The organism is Neoaquamicrobium sediminum, from assembly GCF_040970315.1.
Taxonomy (GTDB): domain Bacteria; phylum Pseudomonadota; class Alphaproteobacteria; order Rhizobiales; family Rhizobiaceae; genus Aerobium; species Aerobium sediminum.
Window position 1 is genome coordinate 924,960 of the sequence record NZ_JAZHFV010000001.1, and the last position, 24,033, is coordinate 948,992.

The following is a 24,033-nucleotide window of genomic DNA, read 5'->3' on the forward strand; positions in this document are numbered from 1 at the left end:
TACACGGCCAGGCGATCGGTTTCATGGACGGTCTGAATCAATTTCTCGGCGCGGTCGTCGCGATCGGCATGTCCGCGGACATGCTGGTCGTCGTCTGGGCGACGCTGCTCGGCATCGTGGTTGGCATGATACCGGGCCTGACGGCGACACTGGGCGTGGCGCTCGTCACCACGCTGACCTTCACCATGGAGCAGAACACCGCGATCCTGGTGCTGATCTGCGTCTATATCGGCGCGATCTACGGCGGCGGCAGGACCGCCATTCTGCTCAATATCCCCGGAACGCCGGCCAATGCGGCCTCGGCGCTGGACGGGTTTCCGCTCGCCAAGCAGGGCCGGGCGGGCGAGGCCATGGCGGTGGCGACGTCCGGCTCCTTCCTGGGCACGATGGTGGGCATGGTCGGCCTCGCGCTGATCGCGCCATGGCTGGCCGAATTCGCGCTCGACTTCACCTCCTTCGAATTCTTCTGGCTTGCCGTCTTCGGCATCGTGCTTTGCGGCCAGCTCACATCGATGGACGATCCGCTCAAGGGCTGGATCGCGGGCTTTCTAGGCCTGCTGGTCGCGATGGTGGGGCAGGAAAGCCTGCACGCCTATTCGCGTTATTCCTACGGCATCCTCGATCTTGAGGCGGGCTTCGGGCTGCTGCCCGTCCTCGTCGGCGCATTCGGCTGCGCGGAGGTGTTCGTGGTGATGCGGCAGGAGGCGACGACGCTGGTCGCCTCGCAGGTCGGCGGCGTGCTGCGGTCTGCCCTGAAATCGTTCAGATATGTGCGGACCTGGCTGCGATCCGGCGTGATCGGCACCTTCATGGGCGTCGTTCCCGGCGTCGGCGAAGACATGGGGGCGTGGGTCTCCTACGCAGCCGCCAAGCGCGCTTCGAAGACGCCCGACGACTTCGGCAAGGGCTCGACCGACGGCTTGCTGGCGGCCGAAACGGGCAACAACGCCGCCGTGCCCGGCGCGCTGATCCCGGTGCTCACCCTGGCAATCCCCGGTTCCGCGCCGGCCGCCGTGCTGCTGGCCGCGATGGTGATCCATGGGCTTCGCCCAGGTCCGCTGATCATGGTTACGCAGGCCGATTTCTTCTATTCGGTCGTCGCCATGGTGTTCTGGGCGAGCGTGGCAATGCTGGTGCTCGGGCTTCTCCTGACACGCCCGCTGCTGCTGATTCTCAAGGTGCGGCGCGAATGGCTGATGGGCATCATCTTCGTCCTGTGCGCGGTGGGCTCCTTCGCGATTGCCGGGCGCCTGTTCGATGTCTGGGTGATGATCGGCTTCGGCCTCATCGGCTTCCTGATGCGCGAAACCGGTTTCCCGATCGCGCCGATGATCCTCGGCGTGGTGCTGGGGCCGATCCTCGACAACAACTTCCGGCGCAGCCTGTCGCTTACACAGGGCGACCCGATACCCTTCGTCACGCGGCCGATCAGCGCCGTCATCGCACTCCTGGTGCTGCTGATGATCGTGCTGGCGCTGCCGCCGGTGCGGCGCATGCTGGGCCAGGCGAAAGTGCGGTTGCTCGAAGGGAGACGCGCCGATGGCTGACGCGCCGCGCTCCGTCCTGATCTGCGGCTTCGGTGCTTTCGGCGTACTGCATGCGAAGGCGTGGCGCGTCTGCGACCCCTCGGTTCGGCTCATGGTAAGCGACCCGTCAGAGGCGGCGCGTGGTGAGGCGATTGCAAGCGGCGTCGAACCGGCAGCGGTTGCCGAGGACCCTGCGACGCTGATGCCGCAGGCCGATATTGTAGATGTCGTCGCCCCGCCGGCTTATCATCTTCCGCTGGCGCTGCAGGCGCTGTCGCTCGGCAAGGCGGTATTGCTGGAAAAGCCCGCCGTGCGCTCGCTTGGCGAGGCGCAGGCACTCGTGCAGGCGGCCGGAACCGTGCCGGTTCAGGTCGGACTCGTGCTGCGGTGCCACCCGCTCGTGCGGCGCGCACGCGACCTGCTCGCGGCAGGCGCCATCGGCAAGCTGCTGTTGATGGAGGGTGATTTCTCCGGCTGGAAGCGGATGCGGGCGGATTCGTCACTCATCGAAAACGACGGCGTGCATTTCATCGACCTGATGCGCCATTTCGCAAGCGCGCCCGTCAGCGCGGTCGACGCTGCCGTCGCTCGGCACCTCGATCCGGCAGTTGTCGACGATATTCGCATCGATCTCGCATTCGAGAACGGCATCGAGGGCCGCCTGAGGCTCGGTGTGCTGGCCGGTGGGCTCGCCGAGGACGGCTTCGTGCCCGGCGCGATGACAAGCAAGAGCCTGCGGCTGATGGGATCGACCGGCAATCTGGTGCTCGATTTCAACGCCAACCGGCTGTTCCACGGCACCGTCGAATATCGCCGCTCGCCCGGCGGCTTCGACGTCATGCCGCAAGGCCTGACCAGCGAGGCAGCGATCGGGGTGACGCCGGTATCCCTGCTTGCCCGCAGCTTCGCGATCTTCGGCACGGCACTCGATGGCGGCGGGCCGGTGATGTGCGACCTGCATGAAGGCGCGCTGGAAATAGCGCGGGTAATCGAGGGGCTGGAGGCCTGCGCGAGCCGCACGCGCCAGCTCGAACCGGTAGGAGATGCCGCATGAAGGTGGACAAGGTCATGCGCACCGACCTGATATCGGGGCTGGTCGTTTCGGTGGTCGGCATTGCGGGTTTCGTCGAAGCCTTGCGGATGCCGCGTTTCGAGGCGCGCAACGCCGACCCGTTCACCGTACCCGGCCTGACGCCCGGCATCGTCAGCTTCGTCATCGCGGTGCTGGGCCTGATGCTCGTGTTGCGTGCGCTCGCGGGCCGTGGCGCATCCGAGACATTGCCGATTGGCGTATGGCCCGAAGGCAGCGTCAAGCGCACCCTGTTCACGATAGCCACGGTGGTCATCTACGGCGGTGCGCTGTTCGGCCGGATACCGTTCATTGCCGCGACGACGCTGTTCGTCTTCGTGTTTACCGTGGGAGCCGAGTGGCTGAACCCGCAACGCCGGATGGGCTTGCCGGTGCTTACGGGATGGGCTCTCGCCCTGTCGCTGGTTGCCGCCTTCGTGGTCCACTACGTCTTTACCGTCGTCTTCCATGTCAGGTTGCCGGGATGAGGACGTTTCGAATCTCGCTCTGCAACGAGGTGCTCGGCAAGCTGCCTTTCGTGCGCCAATGCGCGCTGGCGGCCGCACTGGGCTATGACGGGCTGGAGCTCGCACCGTTCACGCTTGACCCGGAACCGGCGTCCCTGGGCCTCGCGAAGCGCCGGGCCCTGCTGCGCACGGCCGAGCGGGAAGGCATCGCCATCACCGGATTGCACTGGCTCCTGACCGTGCCCAAGGGCCTGTCGATCACCACGGACGACGCGGCCCTGCGGGCGCGCACGGTCGCCCATATCGAGGCGATGATCGAGCTTTGCGCCGACCTCGGCGGTGAGGTTCTGGTTCATGGCTCGCCTGATCAGCGGCGACTTGCGGATGCGAGCGGCCCGCAGGCGGCGCGCAACAATGCGACCGTGGTGCTGGCTCGCGCGGCCGAAGCCGCGCAGCGCGCCGGCGTCGTCTACTGCCTGGAGCCGCTGTCGCCGGCGCTGACCGATTTCGTCACCAATATCGACGAGGCGGCGGCGATCGTGCGCGCGGTCGGGTCGCCGCATCTCGCGACGATGATCGACACCTCGGCCGCCTGGGCCGGCGAAACGGAAGAACCCGACGCGCTGATCCGGCGGCATCTGCCGACCGGCCTGCTGCGGCACGTTCACGTCAACGACACCAACCGCCGGGCGCCGGGGCAGGGGGAGCACGGCTTCCTGCCGGTAATGCGCGCGCTGGTCGATGGCGGCTACAGGGGCGTCGTCGGGGTCGAGCCCTTTGATTATCACCCGGACGGAGCAACGGCTGCCGCAATGGCGCTGGGCTATCTCAACGGGCTTCTTGAGCAGACGGAGAGGACGCCATGAACGCGCCAGCAATCAAGGTCGGCGAGGCGCGGTTTGGCATCGACAATGCGTTTGCCCGCATGCCTTTCCGTTTCGGCGTCGTCACCATGGAGGCGGCGGCGGCGCTCACGCTCGAACTGGAACTGAGCATCGACGGCCGCCGCGCCGTGGGCTACGTCTCTGATCTGCTTGCCTACAAATGGTTCGACAAGCGGCCGGAAAAGACGCCGGCCGACAATGTCGCCGATCTGCTCTGGGTGGTGCAGGAAGCAGCGAAGGTCGCGCGCGACCTGCCTTCGGGCACGCTGTTCGAGATCTGGCGGGCGCTGGACTGCGAGGTCGAGCGGCGCGCGCTCGACGCCGGCTTCAATCGTCTGGGCGCATCCTTCGGCGTGTCGATGATCGAACGCGCGCTGATCGACGGCATCGCACGAACGCTCGGGCTGACCTTCCACGAGTGCATCCGCGGCGACGTCCTCGGGCTGCGTCCGGCGCAGGTCTTCCCCGAGCTGGACGGCATGTCGCTTGCCGATGTGTTGCCGGCCACGCCGCTGAAGCGGCTGGGCCTGCGCCACACGGTCGGGCTGGTCGATCCGATCGACGCCGCAGACCTCGATCCGGCTCAGCGCGTCGGCGACGGTCTGCCAGAGACGCTGGCCGACTATCTGCGTCATGACGGCGTTCGCTATCTCAAGATCAAGGTGGGCGGCAACGCCGATGCCGACATCGCGCGTCTCGAGAAGATTGCCGGGCTGCTGAGGCAAGTCGGCGGGCCGTTCTCGATCACGCTCGACGGCAACGAGCAGTACAAGCGCCTCGACGATTTCGCCGGCCTGATGGAGGCGATCCGCTCGCGTCCAGCGCTGGACGAGCTCTACCGTTCGATCCTCTTCGTCGAACAGCCGCTGGAGCGCTCGGTCGCGCTCGTTGGGCCGCTGGGGGCGGACGCGCTGGCGGCGATTAGCAAGCCGCTGCTGATCGACGAGGCCGACGGCTGGACAGGCGCATTCCGCGATGCCATCGCGCTGGGCTATCGCGGCGTCAGCCACAAGAACTGCAAGGGCGTCGTCCGGTCGCTGCTCTACGCGATGCTGGTGGCGCACCACAACGGCGCGTCGGGCGAACCGAACGGCTATTTTCAGTCGGCCGAAGACCTGACATGCCTGCCGGCCGTGTCGTTGCAGGCGGATCTCGCGGTGGTCGCCTCGCTCGGCATCACGCATGTGGAGCGCAACGGGCACCACTATTTCCACGGGCTCGACCATCTGCCCGGCGCCGAGGCGAATGCGGCGCAGAAGGCACATCCCGACCTCTACGAGGAAACGGGCCAGGGCGCGCAACTCGCAGTGCGCGACGGCCATCTCGACATCGCGTCGCTGCAGGTGCCCGGCCTCGGCTGCGCGCTCACCCCCGATCTCGGCAAGCGCATCGCTCCGGCTGACTGGACGTTCGCCATGCTTAACGCAAGACCGGCAGACTGAGCCGGCGAGGAGACTGAAATGGACCAGACCATCCCGTCAGAAATCCGCACCGAGGAAGAGTTGGAGGAGCTGCTGTCGCGGCCGAGCGAACAACTCGTCGCGTCTCTGCGCAGCATCGACGGAGACATCACCATCCTCGGCGTGGGCGGCAAGATGGGGCCGACGCTGGCGCGCATGGCCAAGCGCGCCGCGCCCGAAAAGCGCGTCATCGGCGTTGCCCGCTTCTCCGAGCCGGGCCTGAAGGAGAAGCTGCAGGGCTGGGATATCGAGACGGTCGAGTGCGACCTGCTCGACCGCAAGGCAGTCGACGGCCTCGAGCGCACGGATAATGTCGTCTTCATGGCCGGCCGAAAGTTCGGGTCCGAGGGCAACGAGTCGCTGACCTGGGCGATGAACGTGCATGTGCCGGCGATCGTCGCCGAAGCTTTCGTGCAGTCGCGCATCGCCGTGTTCTCGACCGCCTGCGTCTATCCCTTCGTCGACATAGCGGGTCAGGGCGCGCGCGAGGACCTGCCGCTGGACCCGCCCGGCGAATACGCCAATTCCTGCGTCGGGCGCGAACGCATGTTCGAGCACTTCTCACGCGTCCACGGCGCACGGGTCTCGCTGATCCGTCTCTCCTACGCGATCGACATGCGCTACGGGGTGCTGCACGACGTCGCGCGCGCCGTACTCTCCGGCGAACCGGTGCAGGTGAGCAGCGGCCATTGCAACGTGATCTGGCAGGGTGATGCCAACGACATCGCGCTCCAGTCGCTCGCCCAAGCAGGAACGCCGCCTTTCGTGCTCAACCTGTCGGGTCCGGAGCTTGTCAGCGTGCGCCGGCTTGCGCAGAAGTTCGGGGAGCGCTTCGGGCGTACGCCGGTCTTCGAAGGCGAGGAGCAGGGCAAGGCATGGATCGTGGACACGAGCCTGCAGCAGTCGCTGCATGGCTACCCCTCGGTTCCGCTGCCCCGGCTGATCGACTGGACCGCAAAATGGATGCAAGGGGGCGGCAAGTCTCTCGACAAGCCGACGCATTTCGAGGTTCGAGATGGCAAATACTGATGCGGACGGGACGTCCGGCAAGGACGTCCCGACGGGCAAGACGGTGAAGGATGCGCCGCGCCAGACGCGCGACGCGGTGGCAACGCGCGCGCGCATCCTCACGGCCGCGGTGAAGGAATTCGCCAAGAAGGGCCTGACCGGCACCCGCATCGACCAGATCGCCACGCGCGCCCGCTGCAACAAGGCGCTGATCTACCATTATTTCGGCAGCAAGGAGGCGCTGTTCAGCGCCGTGCTGGAAAAGACCTACGAGAACATCAGGCTGGCGGAGCGCCAGCTCGACCTGGCGCACAAGCCGCCGGTGGAGGCGATGCGCGAGCTGATCGGCTTCTCGTTCGACTATGTCAGCCAGCACCCCGAATTCATCAAGCTCATCAACGACGAAAACCTGCATGGCGGCGTGCATGTCGCGCATTCGGCCAAGGCGCGGGACCTGAACAGCCCGCTCGTCGCGCTGATCGAGGAGATACTGAAGCGGGGCGAACGCGAAGGCGTCTTTCGCGCTGGCGTCGACCCGGTGCAGCTCTACATCTCCATCGCCAGCATCTGCTATTTCTTCATCGCCAATCGCCCGACCCTTTCCGCGATCTTCGGCCTGCCGAAGACGCCGGAAGTACTGGCGGATCGTCGCCGGCATGTGATCGACGTCATCCTCGGCTATCTGCGCCCCGTCGACGGGACGCCTTCCACATCAAGAGCAAATCCATGAAGATCAACGACATCCCCGCCACCCCGCTCGCAGCGCTCCGCAAGGGCGGCGTCATCCCCGCGCATCCGCTGGCGCTCGACGCCTCGCGCAAGCTGGACGAGCGCCATCAGCGCGCGCTGTCGCGTTATTATCTTGACGCAGGCGCGATCGGGATGGCGGTCGGTGTCCACACGACGCAGTTCGAAATCCGCGACCATGGCCTGCTGGAGCCGGTGCTTTCGCTGGCGGCGGAGGAGGCCGCGCGCCATGCGAGCCAGCCTTTCATGGTCGCCGGCGCGATCGGGCGCACGGAGCAGGCGGTTCGTGAGGCCGAGCTGGCGCGCGCCAAGGGCTATCATGCGGTGCTGCTCGGGCTCGCGGCCATGCGGGACGCCAGCGAGGACGAGCTGGTCGCGCACTGCCGCGCCGTCGCCGAGGTCATGCCGGTGATCGGCTTCTATCTGCAGACGGCCGTCGGCGGGCAGCCGCTGCGCTACGAGTTCTGGCGGCGCTTTGCCGAGATCGAGAATGTGGTGGCCATCAAGATGGCGCCCTTCAACCGCTACCGCACGCTCGACGTGGTGCGGGCGGTGATCGACGCCGGCGCGGAGGACCGCATCACGCTCTACAGCGGCAACGACGACCATATCGTCGCCGACCTGATGACCAAGTTTACGTTCAAGCGCGACGGCAAGCCGGTCAGCGTGCGCATCAAGGGCGGCCTGCTCGGCCACTGGGCAGTGTGGACCAGACGCGCCGTCGAGTTGCTGGCCGACATTCACGAACGCGCCGACGAGCGGTCAACCGCCGAATGGCTGGAGCTGGATGCGCGCACCACGGATGCCAACGGCGTGCTGTTCGACGTGCGCAACGACTTCGCCGGCTGCATCGCCGCCATCCACGAGGTACTGCGCCGGCAGGGCCTGCTGCAGGGCATCTGGTGCCTGAACCCGGACGAGACGATGGGGGCGGGGCAGGAAGAGGAACTCGCGCGCGTCATGCGCGACTATCCCGAACTCAACGACGATGCGTTCGTGCGCGAAAACCTGGATCGCTGGCTCGCCTGAGCAGGTCGCGGCAGGGATGGAAGCCGCTCAGAGCGGCTTCCGGGTCCATTTCGAGATGACGCCGACGATGCCTTCACGGAAGAGCATCACCGAGACCACGAAGATCAGGCCCTGAATGATGGTCACCCAGGCGCCGAAGGTCGCCAGGTAGTTCTGCATGGTGACGATCACGGCAGCACCCACGATCGGCCCGAACACGGTGCCCATGCCGCCGAGCAGCGTCATCAGCACGACTTCGCCGGACATCGTCCAGTAGACGTCGGTGAGCGAGGCGAGCTGGAAGACGATGGCCTTGGTGGCGCCGGCGAGGCCGGCCAGCGTCGCCGACAGCACGAAGACGGCGAGCTTGTAGCGGTTGACGCGATAGCCGAGCGAGATCGCGCGCGGTTCGTTCTCGCGGATCGCCTTCAGCACCTGCCCGAAGGGCGAGTGGATGATGCGGTAGATGAGCAGGATCCCCGCGAAGGCGATCGCCAGCACCAGGAAATACAGCGATTCCTGCGAGCGCAGATCGATGAGGCCGAAGAGATGGCCGCGCGGTACCGCCTGGATGCCGTCCTCGCCGCCGGTGAACTCGGCCTGCAGCGAGAAGAAGTAGACCATCTGCGCGAAAGCGAGCGTGATCATCGCGAAATAGATGCCCTGCCTGCGGATCGCCAGCGAACCGATGAGGAAGCCGAGCACCCCGGCGACCAGCGTGCCGCATATGATGGCAAGTTCTGGCGTCAGCCCCCACACCTTGGCGGCGTGGGCGCAGACATAGCTCGCCATCCCGAAATAAGCGGCATGGCCGAAGGACAGCAGCCCGCCATAGCCGAGCAGCAGGTTGAAGGCGCAGGCAAAGAGCGCGAAGCACAGGATCTTCATGATGAAGATCGGATAGAAGAAGAACGGCGCGGCAATCAGCAGCGCCAGCAGGCCGGCGAAGATCGCGATGTGGTGTACAGGCATGCCGCCCGCCGTCTGCTGGGCGACGACGGGGCCGCCGGTTGCTTCCGTGGTGGCGGTCATCAGGCAGTCCTCCCGAAGAGCCCTGCCGGCTTGACCAGCAGCACCAGGGCCATGATGACGAAAATGACCACCGCCGAGCCTTCGGGGTAGAAGACGCGCGTCAGGCCTTCGATGAGACCGAGCCCGAAGCCGGTGACGATCGAGCCGAGGATCGAGCCCATGCCCCCGATGACGACCACGGCGAAGACCACGATGATGAGGTTCTCGCCCATCACCGGGTTGATCGCGTAGATCGGCGCGGCAAGCACGCCGGCAAAGCCGGCAAGGGCTACGCCGAAGCCGTAGGTCAGCGTGATCATCAGCGGCACGTTCACGCCGAACGCGCCGACCAGCGTCGGGTTCTCCGTCGCGGCGCGCAGATAGGCGCCGAGCTTGGTCTTCTCGATCACGAACCATGTCGCCAGGCACACGACCGCCGACGCGATGATGACCCATGCGCGCGAGTTGGGCAGGTACATGAAGCCGAGATTATGTCCGCCCGAGAGCAGTGGCGGCGCCTGGTAGGGCAGGCCGGACACGCCGAAGATCTGCTTGAAGATGCCGGTCGTGATGAGCGCCAGGCCGAATGTGAGGAGCAGCCCGTAAAGATGGTCGAGGTGATACAATCGCCGGATGAACAGGCGTTCCAGGATGACGCCGGTAATGCCGACCGCGACCGGTGCGATCAGCAGCGACCACCAGTAGTTCACGCCGAGATAGTTGAGCAGCATCCAGGTGACGAATGCACCGAGCATGTACTGTGCGCCGTGGGTGAAATTGATGATGTTCAGCAAGCCGAAAATCACCGCCAGCCCTAGAGAGAGGATGGCGTAGAACGAGCCGTTGATCAGCCCGAGCAAGAGCTGGCCGAAAAGCGCCTGGGGCGGAATGCCGAGAAGTTCGAACATCTGGGTACCTGCTGCCGTATGAGAAGGGAGGCGCGCCTGTCGCGCGCCTCCCTTGCGAAGCGTTACGTCACTTGACGAATTCGCAGCCGCCTTCCTCGATCGGACGGAATGCCTTCTCGGCCGGGATCGTGGCGACCGTCTCGTAGAGGTCCCATTCGCCTTCCGACTTGTCGGGCGTCTTCACGCGGAACAGGTAGGAGTCGTGGATCTTGCGGCCGTCCTGCCGAACCACGCCCTTGCCGAACAGCGGATCGTCGGTCGGCATCTCCTTCATCTTGGCCATGACCGCCTCGGTTTCCTTGTTACCGACAGCCTCGACAGCCTTGAGGTAATGGAGAACCGCGCCGTAGACGCCGGCCTGGATCATCGACGGCTTGTTGCCGGTCTGCTCCTCGAAGCGGGCCGACCACTCGCGGGTGCCGTCATTCATGTCCCAATAGAAGCTTTCCGTCAGCACGAGGCCCTGGGCCACGTCGAGGCCCAAAGAGTGAATGTCGTTGATGAACACCAGCAGCCCGGCGATTGCCTGACCGGCCTGTGTGATACCGAATTCAGCCGCCTGCTTCATCGAGTTGACGGTGTCGCCGCCGGCATTGGCAAGGCCGATCACCTGCGCACCGGACGCCTGTGCCTGCAGCAGGAACGACGAGAAGTCTGTGCCGGGGAACGGCGTCTTGACCGAGCCGATCACCTCGCCACCGGCCTCCTTGACCACTGCCGAAGTATCACGCTCCAGAGCGTGGCCGAAGGCGTAGTCGGCGGTCAGGAAGAACCAGGTCTTGCCGCCGTTTTCCACCATAGCGCTACCGGTGCCGTGTGCGAGCTGCCAGGTGTCGTAAGTCCAGTGAACGGTGTTTGGCGAGCAGGCGGCACCCGTCAGGTCGGACGTCGCCGCGCCCGAATTGAGGAAGATCTTGTTCTTCTCGCGGGTGATCTCGTTGATGGCGAGCGCCACCGACGAGGTCGGAACGTCGGCGATCACGTCGACGCCTTCGGTGTCGTACCACTGACGTGCGATGTTGGAGCCGACGTCCGGCTTGTTCTGATGGTCGGCCGACACGATCTCGACATTGATGCCCTTGGAGGCCGCGTCGAAATCTTCGACCGCAAGCCTTGCGGCGATCACGGAACCTTCGCCGCCGATGTCTGCATAGATGCCGGAGCGGTCGTTCATGACGCCGATCTTGACGTCGGTGGCGTAGGCCGTTCCCGACATGAGCACACCTGCCAGTGCGGCAAGGACGAATTTGCTTTTCATTTCCTTCTCCTCCAATTGCGACGCATTTCGCGCCTTCTCTCCCTCACACGCCCAGATAGGCGTGCAACTTGTCGATATTGGCCTCGAGCTGGTCGTTGGGGATCATGTCGATCACCTTGCCCTGCTCGACGACATAGTGCCGGTCGGCCACCGTCGAGGCGAAGCGGAAGTTCTGCTCCACCAGAATGATGGTGAAGCCCTCCTGCTTCAGCCGCGCGATGGTGTGGCCGATCTGCTGGATGATGACCGGCGCGAGCCCCTCCGTCGGCTCGTCCAGAAGCAGCATCTTGGCGCCGGTGCGCAGGATGCGGGCGATCGCCAGCATCTGCTGCTCGCCGCCCGAAAGCTTGGTTCCCTGGCTCGAAAGGCGTTCCTTGAGATTGGGGAAAAGCTCGAAGATCCGATCCAGGCTCATGCCGCCGGGCTTCACCTGCGGCGGCAGCATCAAGTTCTCCTCGACCGAGAGCGACGAGAATATGCCGCGCTCTTCCGGGCACCACGCGATGCCTTCCCTGGCGATGAAGCGTGCCGGCGCGTGCATCAGTTCCTTGCCCTGGAACTGCACCGAGCCGGTGCGTTTCGGCAGGACGCCCATGATCGCCTTGAGCGTCGTTGTCTTGCCGGCGCCGTTGCGGCCCAGAAGCGTCACCACCTCGCCGAACCGCACGTCGAAGTCGATGCCGTGCAGTACGTGGCTCTCGCCGTACCAGGCTTCCAGCCCCTTGACCGACAGCAGCGGCGTTGCGTCATCGGCCTGCGGATTCTTTGCCAAAGCTGCCTCAGCCATGTCCCGCTCCGATATAGGCTTCGATCACGCGTTCGTCCTTGGACACGGTGGCGTAGTCGCCCTCGGCCAGCACCTTGCCGCGCGCCAGTACGGTGATGGTGTCGGACAGGCTCGCCACCACCGACAGGTTGTGCTCGACCATGAGAATGGTGCGATTGACGGAAATGCGCTTGATGAGCGCCGAGATACGCTCGACGTCTTCCTGCGCCATGCCCGCCATCGGCTCGTCGAGCAGCAGCATCTCGGGATTGAGCGCCAGAGTCGTTGCGATCTCCAGCGCCCGCTTGCGGCCGTATGACAGATCGGAGGCGTTGACGGTCTCGAATTCGGAAAGGCCGACATCGGCGAGCAGCGCCCGGGCCTCGTCGTCGAATGCGGAAAGCACCTTCTGCGAGCGCCAGAAGTCAAAGCTGTCGCCGCGCTTGCGCTGCAGGGCGATGCGGACGTTTTCCAGCGCGGTCAGGTGCGGGAACACCGCCGAAATCTGGAACGAGCGCACCAGCCCGAGCCGTGCGATGTCGGCCGATGACATGGATGTGATGTCGTCGCCCTTGTAGGTGATCCTGCCTCTGGTCGGCGACAGGAACTTGGTCAGCAGGTTGAAGCAGGTCGTCTTGCCGGCGCCGTTCGGGCCGATCAATGCGTGAATCTGCCCGCGCCGCACACTGAGGTTGACGTCTTCGACGGCAAAGAAGCCCTTGAATTCCTTGGTCAGATTCTCAGCGGCCAGAATGACGCCGTCACTCATACGTTCCTCACACTCATCGCTCGCGCCTTCCGGCGTGTTCTTTGTGATGAGCCCTCCTCCCGGGAAGCGCTCTGGCCGTTTGCCGGCCGATGCGGTCTGTCGCCGCGTCTGCCAGAACCATGCACAAGGATGCGGGGAAGGCAAGTTGGTATAAATACGTCGCTTGCCCGGTGACGCGCGTTACGAACCGTTCCGCGTATCATGTTCAACTAAAGTCTAATGAATATGAGTTGCCGCAACGGAAACGACGAAGGCCGGCTTTTCAGCCGGCCTTGGAGTTCGGTCAAGGAGGGGCGCGAGCTGCTCGCTAGCGGTGTCCGACCGCAGTGGCGGCGTCTTCGTTGTCGGCCTGCCGCATGGCGTTGCCGGCGGCGTGCAGCGGATTGCGCAGCATGACCAGCTCCGCACCTCCGGCCTCGTGGGCATCGAGCGAGAAGCGTGCGACCAGGGCCTCAAGCGACTGTGCCTCGCGTGCCAGCGAATGGCTGGCCGCCGTCGACTGCTCGGCCATGGCGGCGTTCTGCTGCGTGGCCTGGTCGATCGTGTTCACGGCGGAATTGACCTCGGCAAGGCTGGTCGCCTGCTCGCGCGCGGCGGTCACGATTGCCGCGATGTGGTCGTTGATTTCGGCGACCTCCCGGACGATCGAGTCCAACGACGTGCCGGTATCACCGACGAGTTGGACGCCCGACTGCACCTGTTGCGCCGAGGTCATGATGAGCGCCTTGATCTCCTTGGCGGCCTCCGCCGAGCGCTGCGCAAGGGCACGCACCTCGGAAGCGACCACCGCGAAGCCCTTTCCGGCCTCGCCGGCGCGCGCGGCTTCGACCCCAGCGTTCAGCGCCAGAAGATTGGTCTGGAACGCGATTTCGTCGATGACGCCGATGATGCTGGAGATCTCGCGCGAGGAGGCGTCGATCTGCGTCATGGCGTGAACCGCCTTCTGCACGGTCTCGCCGGAGATGCGGGCATCTTTGGTGGCTCTTGACACCAGGGCGCCGACCTCCTCTGCACGGCGCGATGAATCGCGAACGGTCGCCGTGATTTCTTCAAGCGCGGCAGCGGTTTCCTCAACGGAAGCAGCCTGCCGCTCGGTACGCCGCGACATGTCGTCGGCGGCGTTGCGGATTTCTTCCGAGCCGGAATTGATCGCCCTCGCGTTCTGCCGGATTTCGCCGAGCGTTTCGCGAAGTGTCGCCACCGAAGCATTGTAGTCGTTGCGAACCTGCTCGAGCCGGCCGGTGAAGGGTGTGTCGATCCGCTGCGACAGGTCGCCCTGTGCTAGTGCTGCCAGCGACGTGGCAAGCGCATCGACGGCTTCCGCGATTTCGGCCTCGGTCTGGCGTTTCTCCTCGTCGTTACGGGTGCGTTCCGCTTCCGATGCCGAACGCTGGCGCGCGCTTTCGCCCTCGACGCGTTCCTTCTGCAGTGCGTTGTCGCGGAACACGGCAAGCGCCCGGCCGATCGCGCCGAACTCGTTCTGCCTGTCCTGGTAGGGCGCTTCGGCGGTCATGTCGCCGGACGCCAGTCGGTGAACCGAGTCGGTCAGCGTCGCCATCGGCCGGATGAGCGCCCGCATCGCAAAGAACGCCACCGCCCCGAAGACCAGCAGGCACACCGCGCCCACGCCGGTCAGCAGCAAAAGCATGCTGTCGATCTTGGCGAAATAGACTTCCATGGGAATGCCGATGAACAGGATGCCGACATTGGCCCCGGCCTCGTTCTTCACCGGCACATAACCCGTCATATAGGCCTTCCCGAACAGCACGGCCTCTCCGTAATAGGCCTCGCCTTTGGCAAGAAAGGCCTGTGCCGGATGGTCCGGCGCAAGCGTGGTGCCGACCGCGCGGCTGCCATCCTGCTTGAGGACGTTGGTCGAGACCCGGCGGTATTCGTTTTCCTGCGTCTGGAACACCGTCGCGACGCCGGCGATGGCGTTCGCGGTGCGGTCGACGAGGTCGTGATTGGCGATCGGTGGTATGCTCGTCGCCGTGAGGTCGGAGATCTGTTCTCCGTCGATCTCAACGTTGAGCCCATAAAGCGACACGCCGGCCAGCACGGCCATGGTGCGGGCGGCGTCGCGTGCATCACTCGACGCATCCTGCAGCACCGATGCCCTGAGATTGTGGTGCATGACGCCGACGATGGCGGCGGTTGTCAGGAAAATGAGCGCTACGGTGACCGCCACGCTCTGGTAGACGATCGAAGATCTGAAAAGACTTATCATTGGGGCCCCTCGCCGCAGATGAACTCTTCAGATCATCCTTAAACAGTTAAAGCTTTAATGAAGCGTTCACTGTCTTATGGATGCTGCATCTGCGCCTGTGCCGATGCCTCAAACAAGGCTTCTGAACCTGACTTGGCGACCGTGACGCTGCAGGGACGCCATGCGGAAATACTGGGCCACGGAAGATTAAAGTGACGGTCGACATTGTAAGGACGGTGGGCGTGGGACACCTTGTCCGCCTGTTGTTTCGCGCTGCAACATAATGTGTTTGAGCAGAGTGAAACTCCCGTGGAACTATCGCCTCAATAATCGGTTTAAGAGCATCCCGCATACGTCTGGCTGGCAGCCGGGAAGTCGAAATCCCATCCGGGGGCTCATACCCAATGAATGTTCATGCAGACCCGACACTTCGGTCTGACAACAAGCTTTCGTTTCGCGGGGGCGATCTGCCTATCCGCTCTCCTTTTGCACATCACGGCGATCTGCGCCGGCTCGGCGCAGCGCTGGCGCAGGGTGCCAGGGAACATATCGAGGATATCGAGCCCTTCGAGCCGCGCGACCGTACGAAGGACAGCGCCGAGCGCATCCGCTCCGTCGTCCATGTACTGAACCGTGCGCAACTCGATGGCGAGAGCGTGACGCCGGCCGCCAACTGGCTGCTCGACAATTCGCACGTCATCGAACAGGCGATCGCCGCCATCCGCCGCGACTTGCCCCGGCGCTTCTATCGCCAGCTACCCGAAATGCCGGACCTGCGCGTGCCGCGCGTTCTGGCGATCGCATGGCTGTACGTGGCGCAGTCCGACAGCGAGGTCTCGGTCGACGGCTTCCGCGCTCTGGTCGACGGTTTCCAGGAAGTGCAGCCGTTGCGCATCGGCGAGCTCTGGGCGCTGCCGTCGCTGCTGCGCTTCGTGCTGGTGGAGAATCTGAGACGGCTGGCGGTTCGCGTGGCCAAGGCGCGCGACATGCGGGTGCTTGCCAATCAGGTGGCTGACAAGCTGGCACTGGTTCCGGGCGGCGAGGACGTAGACATCCTGCGCGCCTATGCGCAGCAGGCCCGCGACCGCACATTCGCGACACAACTACTCCATCGTCTGCGCGACGGCTCGCAGGTTTCCAGCAAGGCGCTGGCATGGCTGGAGGGCGAACTGGAAGCGGCCGGCAGCGACGCCGAGGAGATCACGCTCGGCGAGCACGCCAACCTGTCTTCGGGCAACGTCACCACCGGCAACATCATCAAGGGCCTGCGCCTGATCGACGACACCGAATGGACGGTATGGTTCGAGGAGGTCAGCCATATCGACCGCCTGCTGCGCGAGCGGACGGATTTCGAGAAGCTCGATTTCGCATCCCGCGACGCCTATCGCGGCGCCGTCGAAAAGCTGGCGAAACGTTCGGGGCGTGAGGAGCACGAGGTTGCCCTGCAGGCTGTCGTCATGGCCGAGACGGCGGGCGAATGCCGTTCGAACGGCGGCGCCGGCGTCGATGCAGGCTGCTTTCTCGTCGGGCCGCGGCGACAGGACTTCGAGCGTGAGCTGGGTTACAGCCCGTCGTTCGGTGAGAGGCTCCATCGCATTTACCGCAAGAGCGACTGGCTGGGTGTCGTCGTGCCGGTGGCGCTGGTGACCTGCCTGCTGCTCGCTGCTGGTGCGGTGGCGCTGGCCGACTACGGGCTTTCGACAGGGGCGGTGATGCTGCTGGTCGCGCTTTTTGCGTTTCCGGCGAGCGAGGCGGCCGTTGGCCTGTTCAACACGCTGGTCTCGACCTTCGTCAAGCCGACGCGGCTGATCGGCTATGACTACAAGGACGGCGTTCCAGCGTATGCGCGAACGCTTGTGGTTGCGCCGGTCCTGTTCGGCAGCCGCGACGATGTCGAAGAAGCCGTCCGCAATCTCGAAGTGCACTACCTCGCAAACATGGGGGGGGAATTGCATTTCGCCGTGCTGTCCGACTGGTCCGACAGTCAGACGGAGCAAAGCGCGGCTGATCTGGCTCTCCTCGAGCACGCCCACGAACTGATCGCGGCGCTCAATGCCCGCTATCCGAAGGATGGCCATGCTCGTTTCTACCTGCTTCACCGCCGGCGGCTCTACAACAAGGCCGAAGGCTGCTGGATGGGCTGGGAGCGCAAGCGCGGCAAGCTGCATGAGCTGAACACGCTGCTGCGCGGCGACCATGACACGACGTTCTTCGCGCCCGCGGACCCGCTGCCGCAGGACATCGAATATGTCATGACTGTCGACGCCGACACGCGCATGACGCGCGGCGCGGTCGGCAAGCTGGTCGGCAAGCTGGAACATCCGCTCAACCGCCCGGTGATCGACGCCAAGGCGCGGCGCCTGACGTCCGGCCACGGCATCCTGCAGCCGCGCATCACGCCGTCGCTGACGACCGGCGACGAGGCATCCTTCTTCCAGCGCATCTTTTCCGCCAACCGTGGCATCGATCCCTACGTCTTCGCCGTCTCCGACGTCTATCAGGACCTGTTCGATCAGGGCACTTTTACGGGCAAGGGGCTCTACCACATCGACGCGATGGAAGCCGCGCTCCGCGATCGCATCCCGGAAAACACGATCCTTAGCCACGACCTGATCGAGGGCGGTTATGCCAGAGCGGCGCTGGTGACCGATGTCGAGCTGATCGAGGATTACCCGACTCGCTATCTCGTCGACGAGTCGCGCCAGCATCGCTGGGCGCGCGGCGACTGGCAGCTTCTGCCGTGGATACTCAATCCGCGCTCGGGCGTGCCGGGCCTGTCGCGCTGGAAGATGATCGACAATCTGCGCCGGTCGCTGACGCCGATCTTCTGGATCGCGGCGTCGGTGGCGGGCTGGACCCTGCTGCCCTTCACGCAAGCCGCCCAGTGGCAGGCACTGCTTGTATTGAGCCTGTTCCTGTCGCTTACCTACGGCATTGTCGATTCGATCCTGCCGCGCGATCCCGAAGCGACGCTCAAGAACCACATTGCCGCAGTTGCGCGCGACTTCGCCTTTGCCAGTGCGCAGGTTGCGCTCAAGGTGGTGCTGATGGCGCATCACGCCTGGTCGATGGGCGATGCCGTGGTGCGCACGCTCTATCGGCTGTTCGTCAGCCGCCGGCATTTGCTGGAATGGCGGGCGGCCTCGCAGGCGGCGCGTTCCTGGGAGGCGAGCCTTGGAGGCCATTATCGCGCCATGAGCGGCGTGGTGCTGGTTGCTCTCGTGGGCCTTGCAATCCCGCTGATGGCCGGCTCCACCGGTGTGGTGATTGCTGCGTTCTTCGCGATTTTCTGGGCCGGTTCGCCGGCCTTCGCGTGGCTGGTCAGCCAGTCGGCGGAGACCGAGGATCGGCTGGAAGTAGACCCTGAGGACGCGGCCACCCTGCGCACCATCGCGCGGCGGACATGGCTCTACTTCGAGACCTTCGTGACGGCCGAGCACCACATGCTGCCGCCGGACAATTTCCAGGAAGTGCCGGTCCCGGTCGTGGCGGGCCGCACCTCGCCGACGAATATCGGCGTCTACATGCTGTCCGTGGTGTCCGCCCGCGACTTCGGCTGGATCAGCCTTTCGGAAACCATCGACCGTCTGGACCGGACCATGTCCACCATGGAGAAGATGGAGCGCTACCGCGGTCATCTCTACAACTGGTACGACACCCGCACGCTGCGGCCGTTGCATCCGCTCTACGTCTCATCCGTCGACAGCGGCAATCTGGCGGGGCACCTCGTCGCCGTCGCATCGGCCTGCGACCTTTGGGCTGCCGCGCCCGCTGCCCACCTGCAGGGTGAATTCGGCGGCATCATCGACGTCGCGACCATCCTCGAGGAGGAGCTGGCGGCGCTGCCCGACGACCGTCGCGCGCTGCGGCCGCTGCGCCAGCGTCTGGCCGAGCGCATCGAGGGCATGCGTCGGGCTGTGAACAACATCCGCGATGAACCCGAGACGGCGGCGATCCGTACCATCAACCTCACCGTACTGGCCGCCGACATCCGCAAGCTTGCCAGGGCGCTCGACGAAGAGATCGGCTCGCAGGCGAGCGGCGACCTGGCGCTCTGGGCTGAGAAGCTGGAGAAGGCCTGCGAAGCCCATCTGACGGATTCGCATGTCGAGGAAACCGGCATCGGCAAGCTGCGGCAGCGGCTGATGCAGCTGCGCGACCGCACGCGCAAGTTCGCCTTCGAGATGGATTTCTCGTTCCTGCTGCGGCAGGACCGCAAGCTGCTTTCCATCGGTTACCGGATCGAAGAGCGCCAGCTCGACGAAGCCTGCTACGACCTTCTTGCCTCCGAGGCGCGGCTGACGAGCCTTTTCGGCATCGCCAAGGGCGATCTGCCGACCGAGCACTGGTTCCGTCTCGGCCGTCCCGTTACCGAAATCGGCTTCCACGGCGCGCTGCTGTCGTGGTCGGGCTCGATGTTCGAATATCTGATGCCGCCGCTGGTCATGAAGGAGCCGCTGGGTGGCATCCTCAACCAGACCAGCAACCTCGTCATCAGGAAACAGATGTCATATGCCCGCTCGAAGCGGGTGCCGTGGGGCATTTCCGAAGCGGCCTATCACGCGCGCGACCGCGAGATGACCTATCAGTACACCAATTTCGGCGTGCCCGGCCTCGGCCTCAAGCGCGGGCTGGCGCAGGATACCGTGATCGCGCCTTATGCGAGCCTGCTTGCCGCGCAGTTCAAGCCAGCCGAAGCCGTCGAGAACCTGCGCTGGCTGCGCAAACTCGGGGCGCTCGGCCGCTACGGCTATCACGATGCGGTGGACTTCACGGCCGTGCGCGTGCCCGAAGGCAAACGCCACGCAGTGGTGCACAACTTCATGGCGCACCATCATGGCATGTCGATCGTCGCGGTCGCCAACGCCGTCTTCGAAGGTCGTATGCGCGACCGCTTCCACGCCGATTCCGTGATCGAATCCGCCGAGCTCTTGCTGCAGGAAAAGGCGCCGCGCGAAATCCCGGCAATGCCGATCCGCGCCGAGACCGGCGAGCGGATCAAGCCGGAGGTGCTCGACGAACGTCCGGATTCGCGGCTCGTCCTCGATCCCCTGCGCAGCATGCGCGCAACCAATCTCATGTCCAACGGCCACTATCACGTCATGGTCAGCGGCACGGGCACCGGCTACAGCCGCGCCGACGAGATCGCCATCACGCGCTGGAACGCCGATCCGACCGAGGACCGTACCGGAACGTTCCTGTTCCTGAGCGATCCCGAGAATGGCGACTGGTGGTCGGCCACGGCGGAGCCGAAACGCATGCCGGGCGAAACGACCCGCGCCTTCTTCGGCGATGACCGGGCCGTGTTCACCAAGACCGTCGGCACGCTGCGCTCCGAGGTCGAGTGCGTCGTCGTTTCCGAAGGCAATGGCGAGGCACGTCGCCTCACGATTTGGAACGAAGGCGATCAGGATCGCCATATCGACGTGACGTCCTTCGCCGAGCTGGCCTTGGCCTTCGAGGCGGCCGATACCGCGCATCCCGCTTTCTCCAAGATGTTCGTGAAGACGGAAATCGGCGGCGAGGACGGCGCGACTGTGTTCGCGGAGCGCCGCAAGCGCTCGTCCGGTGACCCATCGATCGCGCTCGCGCATTTCGTGACCTCCGGCGTCGGCGTTGCCCGCGATGTCGAGGCGGAGACGGACCGGCGCACCTTCATCGGGCGCGGCCGGTCGATCGCCAACGCCGCTGCCTTCGATGCCGGCGCCCGGCTCTCCGGCTCGGCCGGTCATGTGCTGGACCCCGTGATGGCGCTGCGTGCGCGCGTGAGGGTGCCGGCGCGCAAGAAGGTAATGCTCACCTTCTGGACGGTCGTCGCCGCGAACCGCCCCGATGTCGAGCAGGAAATGAAGCGCTTCCTCCACCCCGACAGTTTCCGCCGGCAGGCGATGCTGGCTTGGACGCGTTCGCAGGTGCAGACGCGCCATGTGGGGCTCAGCCTTGCCGAAGCCGCCGGGGTGCAGAAGCTCGCAAGCCGCCTGCTTTATCCGGACCCGACGTTGCGTGCACCGGCAGAAACCATCTCAGCCGGCCTCGGCCGCCAGTCGGCGCTTTGGCCGATGGCGATCTCGGGCGACTTCCCGATCTTCGCGCTGCGTATCGGAGACGTCGCCGATCTGGAGATCGTCGCGACTGCGCTTCGCATGCAGGAATACATGCGCGCCCACGGCCTGCTGGCAGATCTGGTGATCGTCAACGAGCAGGCCTCGTCCTACGTGCAGGACCTGCAACAGGCGATCGAGCTTCTTTGCGACAACGCCCGCATGCGCGGCCGCGAACTCGGGCCGCGCCAGCATATCTTCGCCGTGCGCCGCGACCTGATGGACGACACCTCCTATCGCACGCTTCTTTCGGCTGCGCGTGTTGTGATGCACACCCGCAACGGCCCGATCCTCGATCAGATCGAGCGGGCCGAGCAGACCGCGCTGGCGGCGGAGACCGCAGCGCGGGAGGCTGAAACGACACGCAGGCCGCTGCCCGTTCGCGAGCCGTCGCCGGGCAACGACAACAAGGCGGTTGCCGCGGAGGTCGACGGTGAGAACCTGTCCTTCTGGAACGGTTTCGGCGGTTTCGCGGAACATGGGCGCGAATATGTCGTGCGCCTCTCCGGCGACCGCGTGACGCCGCAGCCCTGGATCAACGTGATCGCCAACCCGGAATTCGGTTTCCATACATCGAGCGAGGGTGCCTCGTTTACCTGGAGCCGCAACAGCCGCGACTTCCAGTTGACGCCGTGGTCGAACGATCCCGTCACCAACCGGCCGGGCGAAGCGTTCTACATTCGCGACATGGAGACCGGCGAAGCGTTTTCGCCGCAAGCCTGCGTGTTGCGCGATCCCTCGATTGTGTACGAAGCGCGCCATGCACCGGGCGTCTCGAGCTTCCATGCGCGCAAGGGCGCGCTCAGCGCGGAGCTGACGCAGCTCATGGACCCGAACGATCCGGTCAAGGTGCAGCGCCTGCGCCTGACCAACCATGGAACCGGCAACGCCAAGCTGCGCGTCTATGCCTATGCCGAATGGCTGATGGGTAACAACCGTGCGCGCTCCGCCCCCTTCATCGTTCCGGCGCGCGACGAGACAACCGGCGCGCTGATGGCGCATAACCCCTACAGCCTCGATTACGGTGAGCGCACCGCCTTCCTCGTCACCGATGGCAAGGCAGTGACCTACACCTGCGACCGGACCGAATTCCTCGGGGCCGGCGGCTCCACGGTCAGTCCCGTTGCCGTGCGGCGGGGGCTGGACCTCTCCGGCACAGTGGAAGCGGGGCGCGACCCATGCGCCGCGATCGCGTGCGACGTGATGATCGGCGCGGGCGAAACGGCCGACCTGCACGTCATCCTCGGCGACGCCTCCTCGGCCATCGAGGTGTCTTTGCTCGCGAAACGGCATCTGGAGACCGATTTCGAGAGCCGCATGGGCGCGAACGGCACTGCGTGGGCGGAATTTTCCGATGCGCTGCAGGTGGAAACCCCAGATCCCGCCTTCAATGCGATGGTCAACACCTGGCTGCCTTATCAGAGCCTGGCCTGCCGTATCCGGGCGCGATCCGCCTTCTATCAGGCGAGCGGCGCGTTCGGCTTCCGCGACCAGTTGCAGGACACGCTTGCCCTGCTGCTTCACGATCCCGCGCTCGCTCGCGCCCAGATCGTCAACGCGGCGGGGCGGCAGTTCAAGGAAGGCGACGTGCAGCATTGGTGGCTGCCGCGCAGCGGCGCGGGCGTGCGCACCATCATCTCCGACGACGTCGTCTGGCTCGCTTATGGAACGCATCATTATGTGAGCGTGACCGGCGACCGCGCGGTACTGGACGAACAGATCCGCTTCATCGAGGGGCCGCCGCTGAAGGAAGGCGAACACGACGCCTTCTTCACGCCAGAGACCTCGCGAGAGGCGGCTACGCTGTACGAACATTGCGCGCGCGCGCTCGATCTCGCGGTGCAGCGCACCGGCGAGAATGGCTTGCCGCTGATCCTCGGTGGCGACTGGAACGACGGCATGAACCGCGTCGGCGAGGAGGGGCGGGGCACCAGCGTCTGGCTGGGCTGGTTCCTGCTCAAGGCGCTGCGCGATTTCGAGCCGATAGCCATCGGGCGTGGCGATGATGCGCGCGCTCAGACGTGGCGGCAGCATGCCGGAAAACTCGGCAAGGCCCTGGAAGACGCTGGCTGGGACGGGCAGTGGTATCGCCGCGGCACCTATGACGACGGCACGCCCCTCGGCTCCGCGCAGTCGGACGAATGCCGCATCGATTCGATTGCCCAGTCCTGGGCGGTGATGTCGGAAGGCGCCGATCCGGCAAGGGCATCGCAGGCCATCGACAAGGTCATGGAACTGCTGGCCGATGACGATCTCAAGATCGTGAGGCTCTTCGACCCGCCCTTCGAGAACACCGACAAGGAACCGGGCTACATCAAGAGCTACCCGCCCGGCGTGCGCGAGAATGGCGGGCAATACACTCACGCCGCGACGTGGCTGGTGGTTGCGCTGGCGAAGCTTGGCCGCGCCGACGAGGCCTATCGCGTCTTCTCGATGCTCAATCCGGTGAACCACGCGCCGGACGAGGCCGAGGCCGAGCGATACAGGGTCGAGCCCTATGTGGTGGCGGCCGACATCTATTCGCAAGGCGAAAAGGCCGGGCGAGGGGGCTGGACCTGGTACACGGGTTCGGCGGGCTGGCTCTACCGTGCCGCCGTGGAGGCGATACTCGGCATCCGCCGCGAGGGCGACAGGCTGTTCGTGGAGCCGTCGCTGCCTTCGTCATGGGACGGATTCGAGACCCGGCTGCGGCTCGGCAATGCCCGTCTGCACATCACAGTGAAGCGGGGCGCAAAGGCCGAAATGACGCTCAACGGGAAGCGGACGAAGACGCAAATTCCGGTCAAGGACGGTGACCATGAAGTCGTTGTGACGGTGGTCTGACGCACTTGCAGCATGGAAGGAT

15 protein-coding genes are annotated in these 24,033 nt (G+C 65.2%); 9 read left to right on the plus strand and 6 right to left on the minus strand.

The annotated features are described in order from the left end of the window. The first annotated feature begins 23 nt into the window (after positions 1-23). Genes V1479_RS04640 through V1479_RS04675 form a run of 8 tightly spaced genes read left to right on the plus strand, consistent with a single transcriptional unit; the run spans position 24 to position 8,190 of the window. On the plus strand, positions 24-1,547 hold the full coding sequence (locus tag V1479_RS04640) for a tripartite tricarboxylate transporter permease (RefSeq protein ID WP_368801858.1): 1,524 nt from the start codon (positions 24-26) through the stop codon (positions 1,545-1,547). Then, positions 1,540-2,580 carry a Gfo/Idh/MocA family protein gene (locus tag V1479_RS04645; protein WP_368801859.1) on the plus strand — a complete coding sequence of 347 codons (1,041 nt, stop codon included), beginning with the start codon at positions 1,540-1,542 and terminating at the stop codon, positions 2,578-2,580. The genes V1479_RS04640 and V1479_RS04645 overlap by 8 nt, the downstream gene beginning before the upstream one ends. Beyond that, positions 2,577-3,083: a tripartite tricarboxylate transporter TctB family protein gene (locus V1479_RS04650; protein WP_368801860.1), complete on the plus strand. Its 507-nt coding sequence runs from the start codon at positions 2,577-2,579 to the stop codon at positions 3,081-3,083. The genes V1479_RS04645 and V1479_RS04650 overlap by 4 nt, the downstream gene beginning before the upstream one ends. After that, complete coding sequence (locus tag V1479_RS04655) at positions 3,080-3,928, plus strand: sugar phosphate isomerase/epimerase family protein (protein WP_368801861.1); 849 nt, start codon at positions 3,080-3,082, stop codon at positions 3,926-3,928. The genes V1479_RS04650 and V1479_RS04655 overlap by 4 nt, the downstream gene beginning before the upstream one ends. After that, complete coding sequence (locus tag V1479_RS04660; protein WP_368801862.1) at positions 3,925-5,388, plus strand: mandelate racemase; 1,464 nt, start codon at positions 3,925-3,927, stop codon at positions 5,386-5,388. The genes V1479_RS04655 and V1479_RS04660 overlap by 4 nt, the downstream gene beginning before the upstream one ends. 18 nt (positions 5,389-5,406) lie before the next feature. After that, positions 5,407-6,435 carry an NAD-dependent epimerase/dehydratase family protein gene (locus tag V1479_RS04665; protein ID WP_368801863.1) on the plus strand — a complete coding sequence of 343 codons (1,029 nt, stop codon included), beginning with the start codon at positions 5,407-5,409 and terminating at the stop codon, positions 6,433-6,435. Continuing rightward, the gene (locus V1479_RS04670; protein ID WP_368801864.1) at positions 6,422-7,144 is read left to right on the plus strand and encodes a TetR/AcrR family transcriptional regulator; all 723 of its coding nucleotides are present in this window, start codon (positions 6,422-6,424) and stop codon (positions 7,142-7,144) included. Before V1479_RS04665 ends, V1479_RS04670 begins: the two co-directional genes overlap by 14 nt. Beyond that, on the plus strand, positions 7,141-8,190 hold the full coding sequence (locus V1479_RS04675; RefSeq protein ID WP_368801865.1) for a dihydrodipicolinate synthase family protein: 1,050 nt from the start codon (positions 7,141-7,143) through the stop codon (positions 8,188-8,190). The genes V1479_RS04670 and V1479_RS04675 overlap by 4 nt, the downstream gene beginning before the upstream one ends. A 27-nt stretch (positions 8,191-8,217) precedes the next feature. Here the strand turns inward: V1479_RS04675 and V1479_RS04680 are convergent, their stop codons facing one another. The 6 genes from V1479_RS04680 to V1479_RS04705 form a co-directional block, all read right to left on the minus strand. Further along, the gene (locus tag V1479_RS04680) at positions 8,218-9,201 is read right to left on the minus strand and encodes a branched-chain amino acid ABC transporter permease (RefSeq protein ID WP_173187778.1); all 984 of its coding nucleotides are present in this window, start codon (positions 9,199-9,201) and stop codon (positions 8,218-8,220) included. After that, complete coding sequence (locus V1479_RS04685) at positions 9,201-10,088, minus strand: branched-chain amino acid ABC transporter permease (protein WP_173187776.1); 888 nt, start codon at positions 10,086-10,088, stop codon at positions 9,201-9,203. The genes V1479_RS04680 and V1479_RS04685 overlap by 1 nt, the downstream gene beginning before the upstream one ends. 67 nt (positions 10,089-10,155) lie before the next feature. Then, positions 10,156-11,346 (minus strand): ABC transporter substrate-binding protein, encoded by a 1,191-nt coding sequence (locus V1479_RS04690; RefSeq protein WP_368801866.1) that lies wholly within the window; start codon positions 11,344-11,346, stop codon positions 10,156-10,158. 43 nt (positions 11,347-11,389) lie between these two features. Continuing rightward, positions 11,390-12,133, minus strand: a complete 744-nt coding sequence (locus V1479_RS04695; protein WP_368801867.1) for an ABC transporter ATP-binding protein — start codon at positions 12,131-12,133, stop codon at positions 11,390-11,392. Further along, on the minus strand, positions 12,126-12,881 hold the full coding sequence (locus V1479_RS04700; RefSeq protein WP_173187770.1) for an ABC transporter ATP-binding protein: 756 nt from the start codon (positions 12,879-12,881) through the stop codon (positions 12,126-12,128). The genes V1479_RS04695 and V1479_RS04700 overlap by 8 nt, the downstream gene beginning before the upstream one ends. A 307-nt stretch (positions 12,882-13,188) precedes the next feature. Beyond that, positions 13,189-15,108, minus strand: a complete 1,920-nt coding sequence (locus tag V1479_RS04705) for a methyl-accepting chemotaxis protein (protein ID WP_368801868.1) — start codon at positions 15,106-15,108, stop codon at positions 13,189-13,191. A gap of 383 nt (positions 15,109-15,491) precedes the next feature. Here V1479_RS04705 and V1479_RS04710 point away from each other — a divergent pair, with 383 nt between their 5' ends. Beyond that, a complete protein-coding gene (locus V1479_RS04710; RefSeq protein WP_368801869.1) occupies positions 15,492-24,011 on the plus strand; it encodes a GH36-type glycosyl hydrolase domain-containing protein in 8,520 nt (2,839 codons plus the stop codon). Positions 24,012-24,033: the final 22 nt, after the last annotated feature.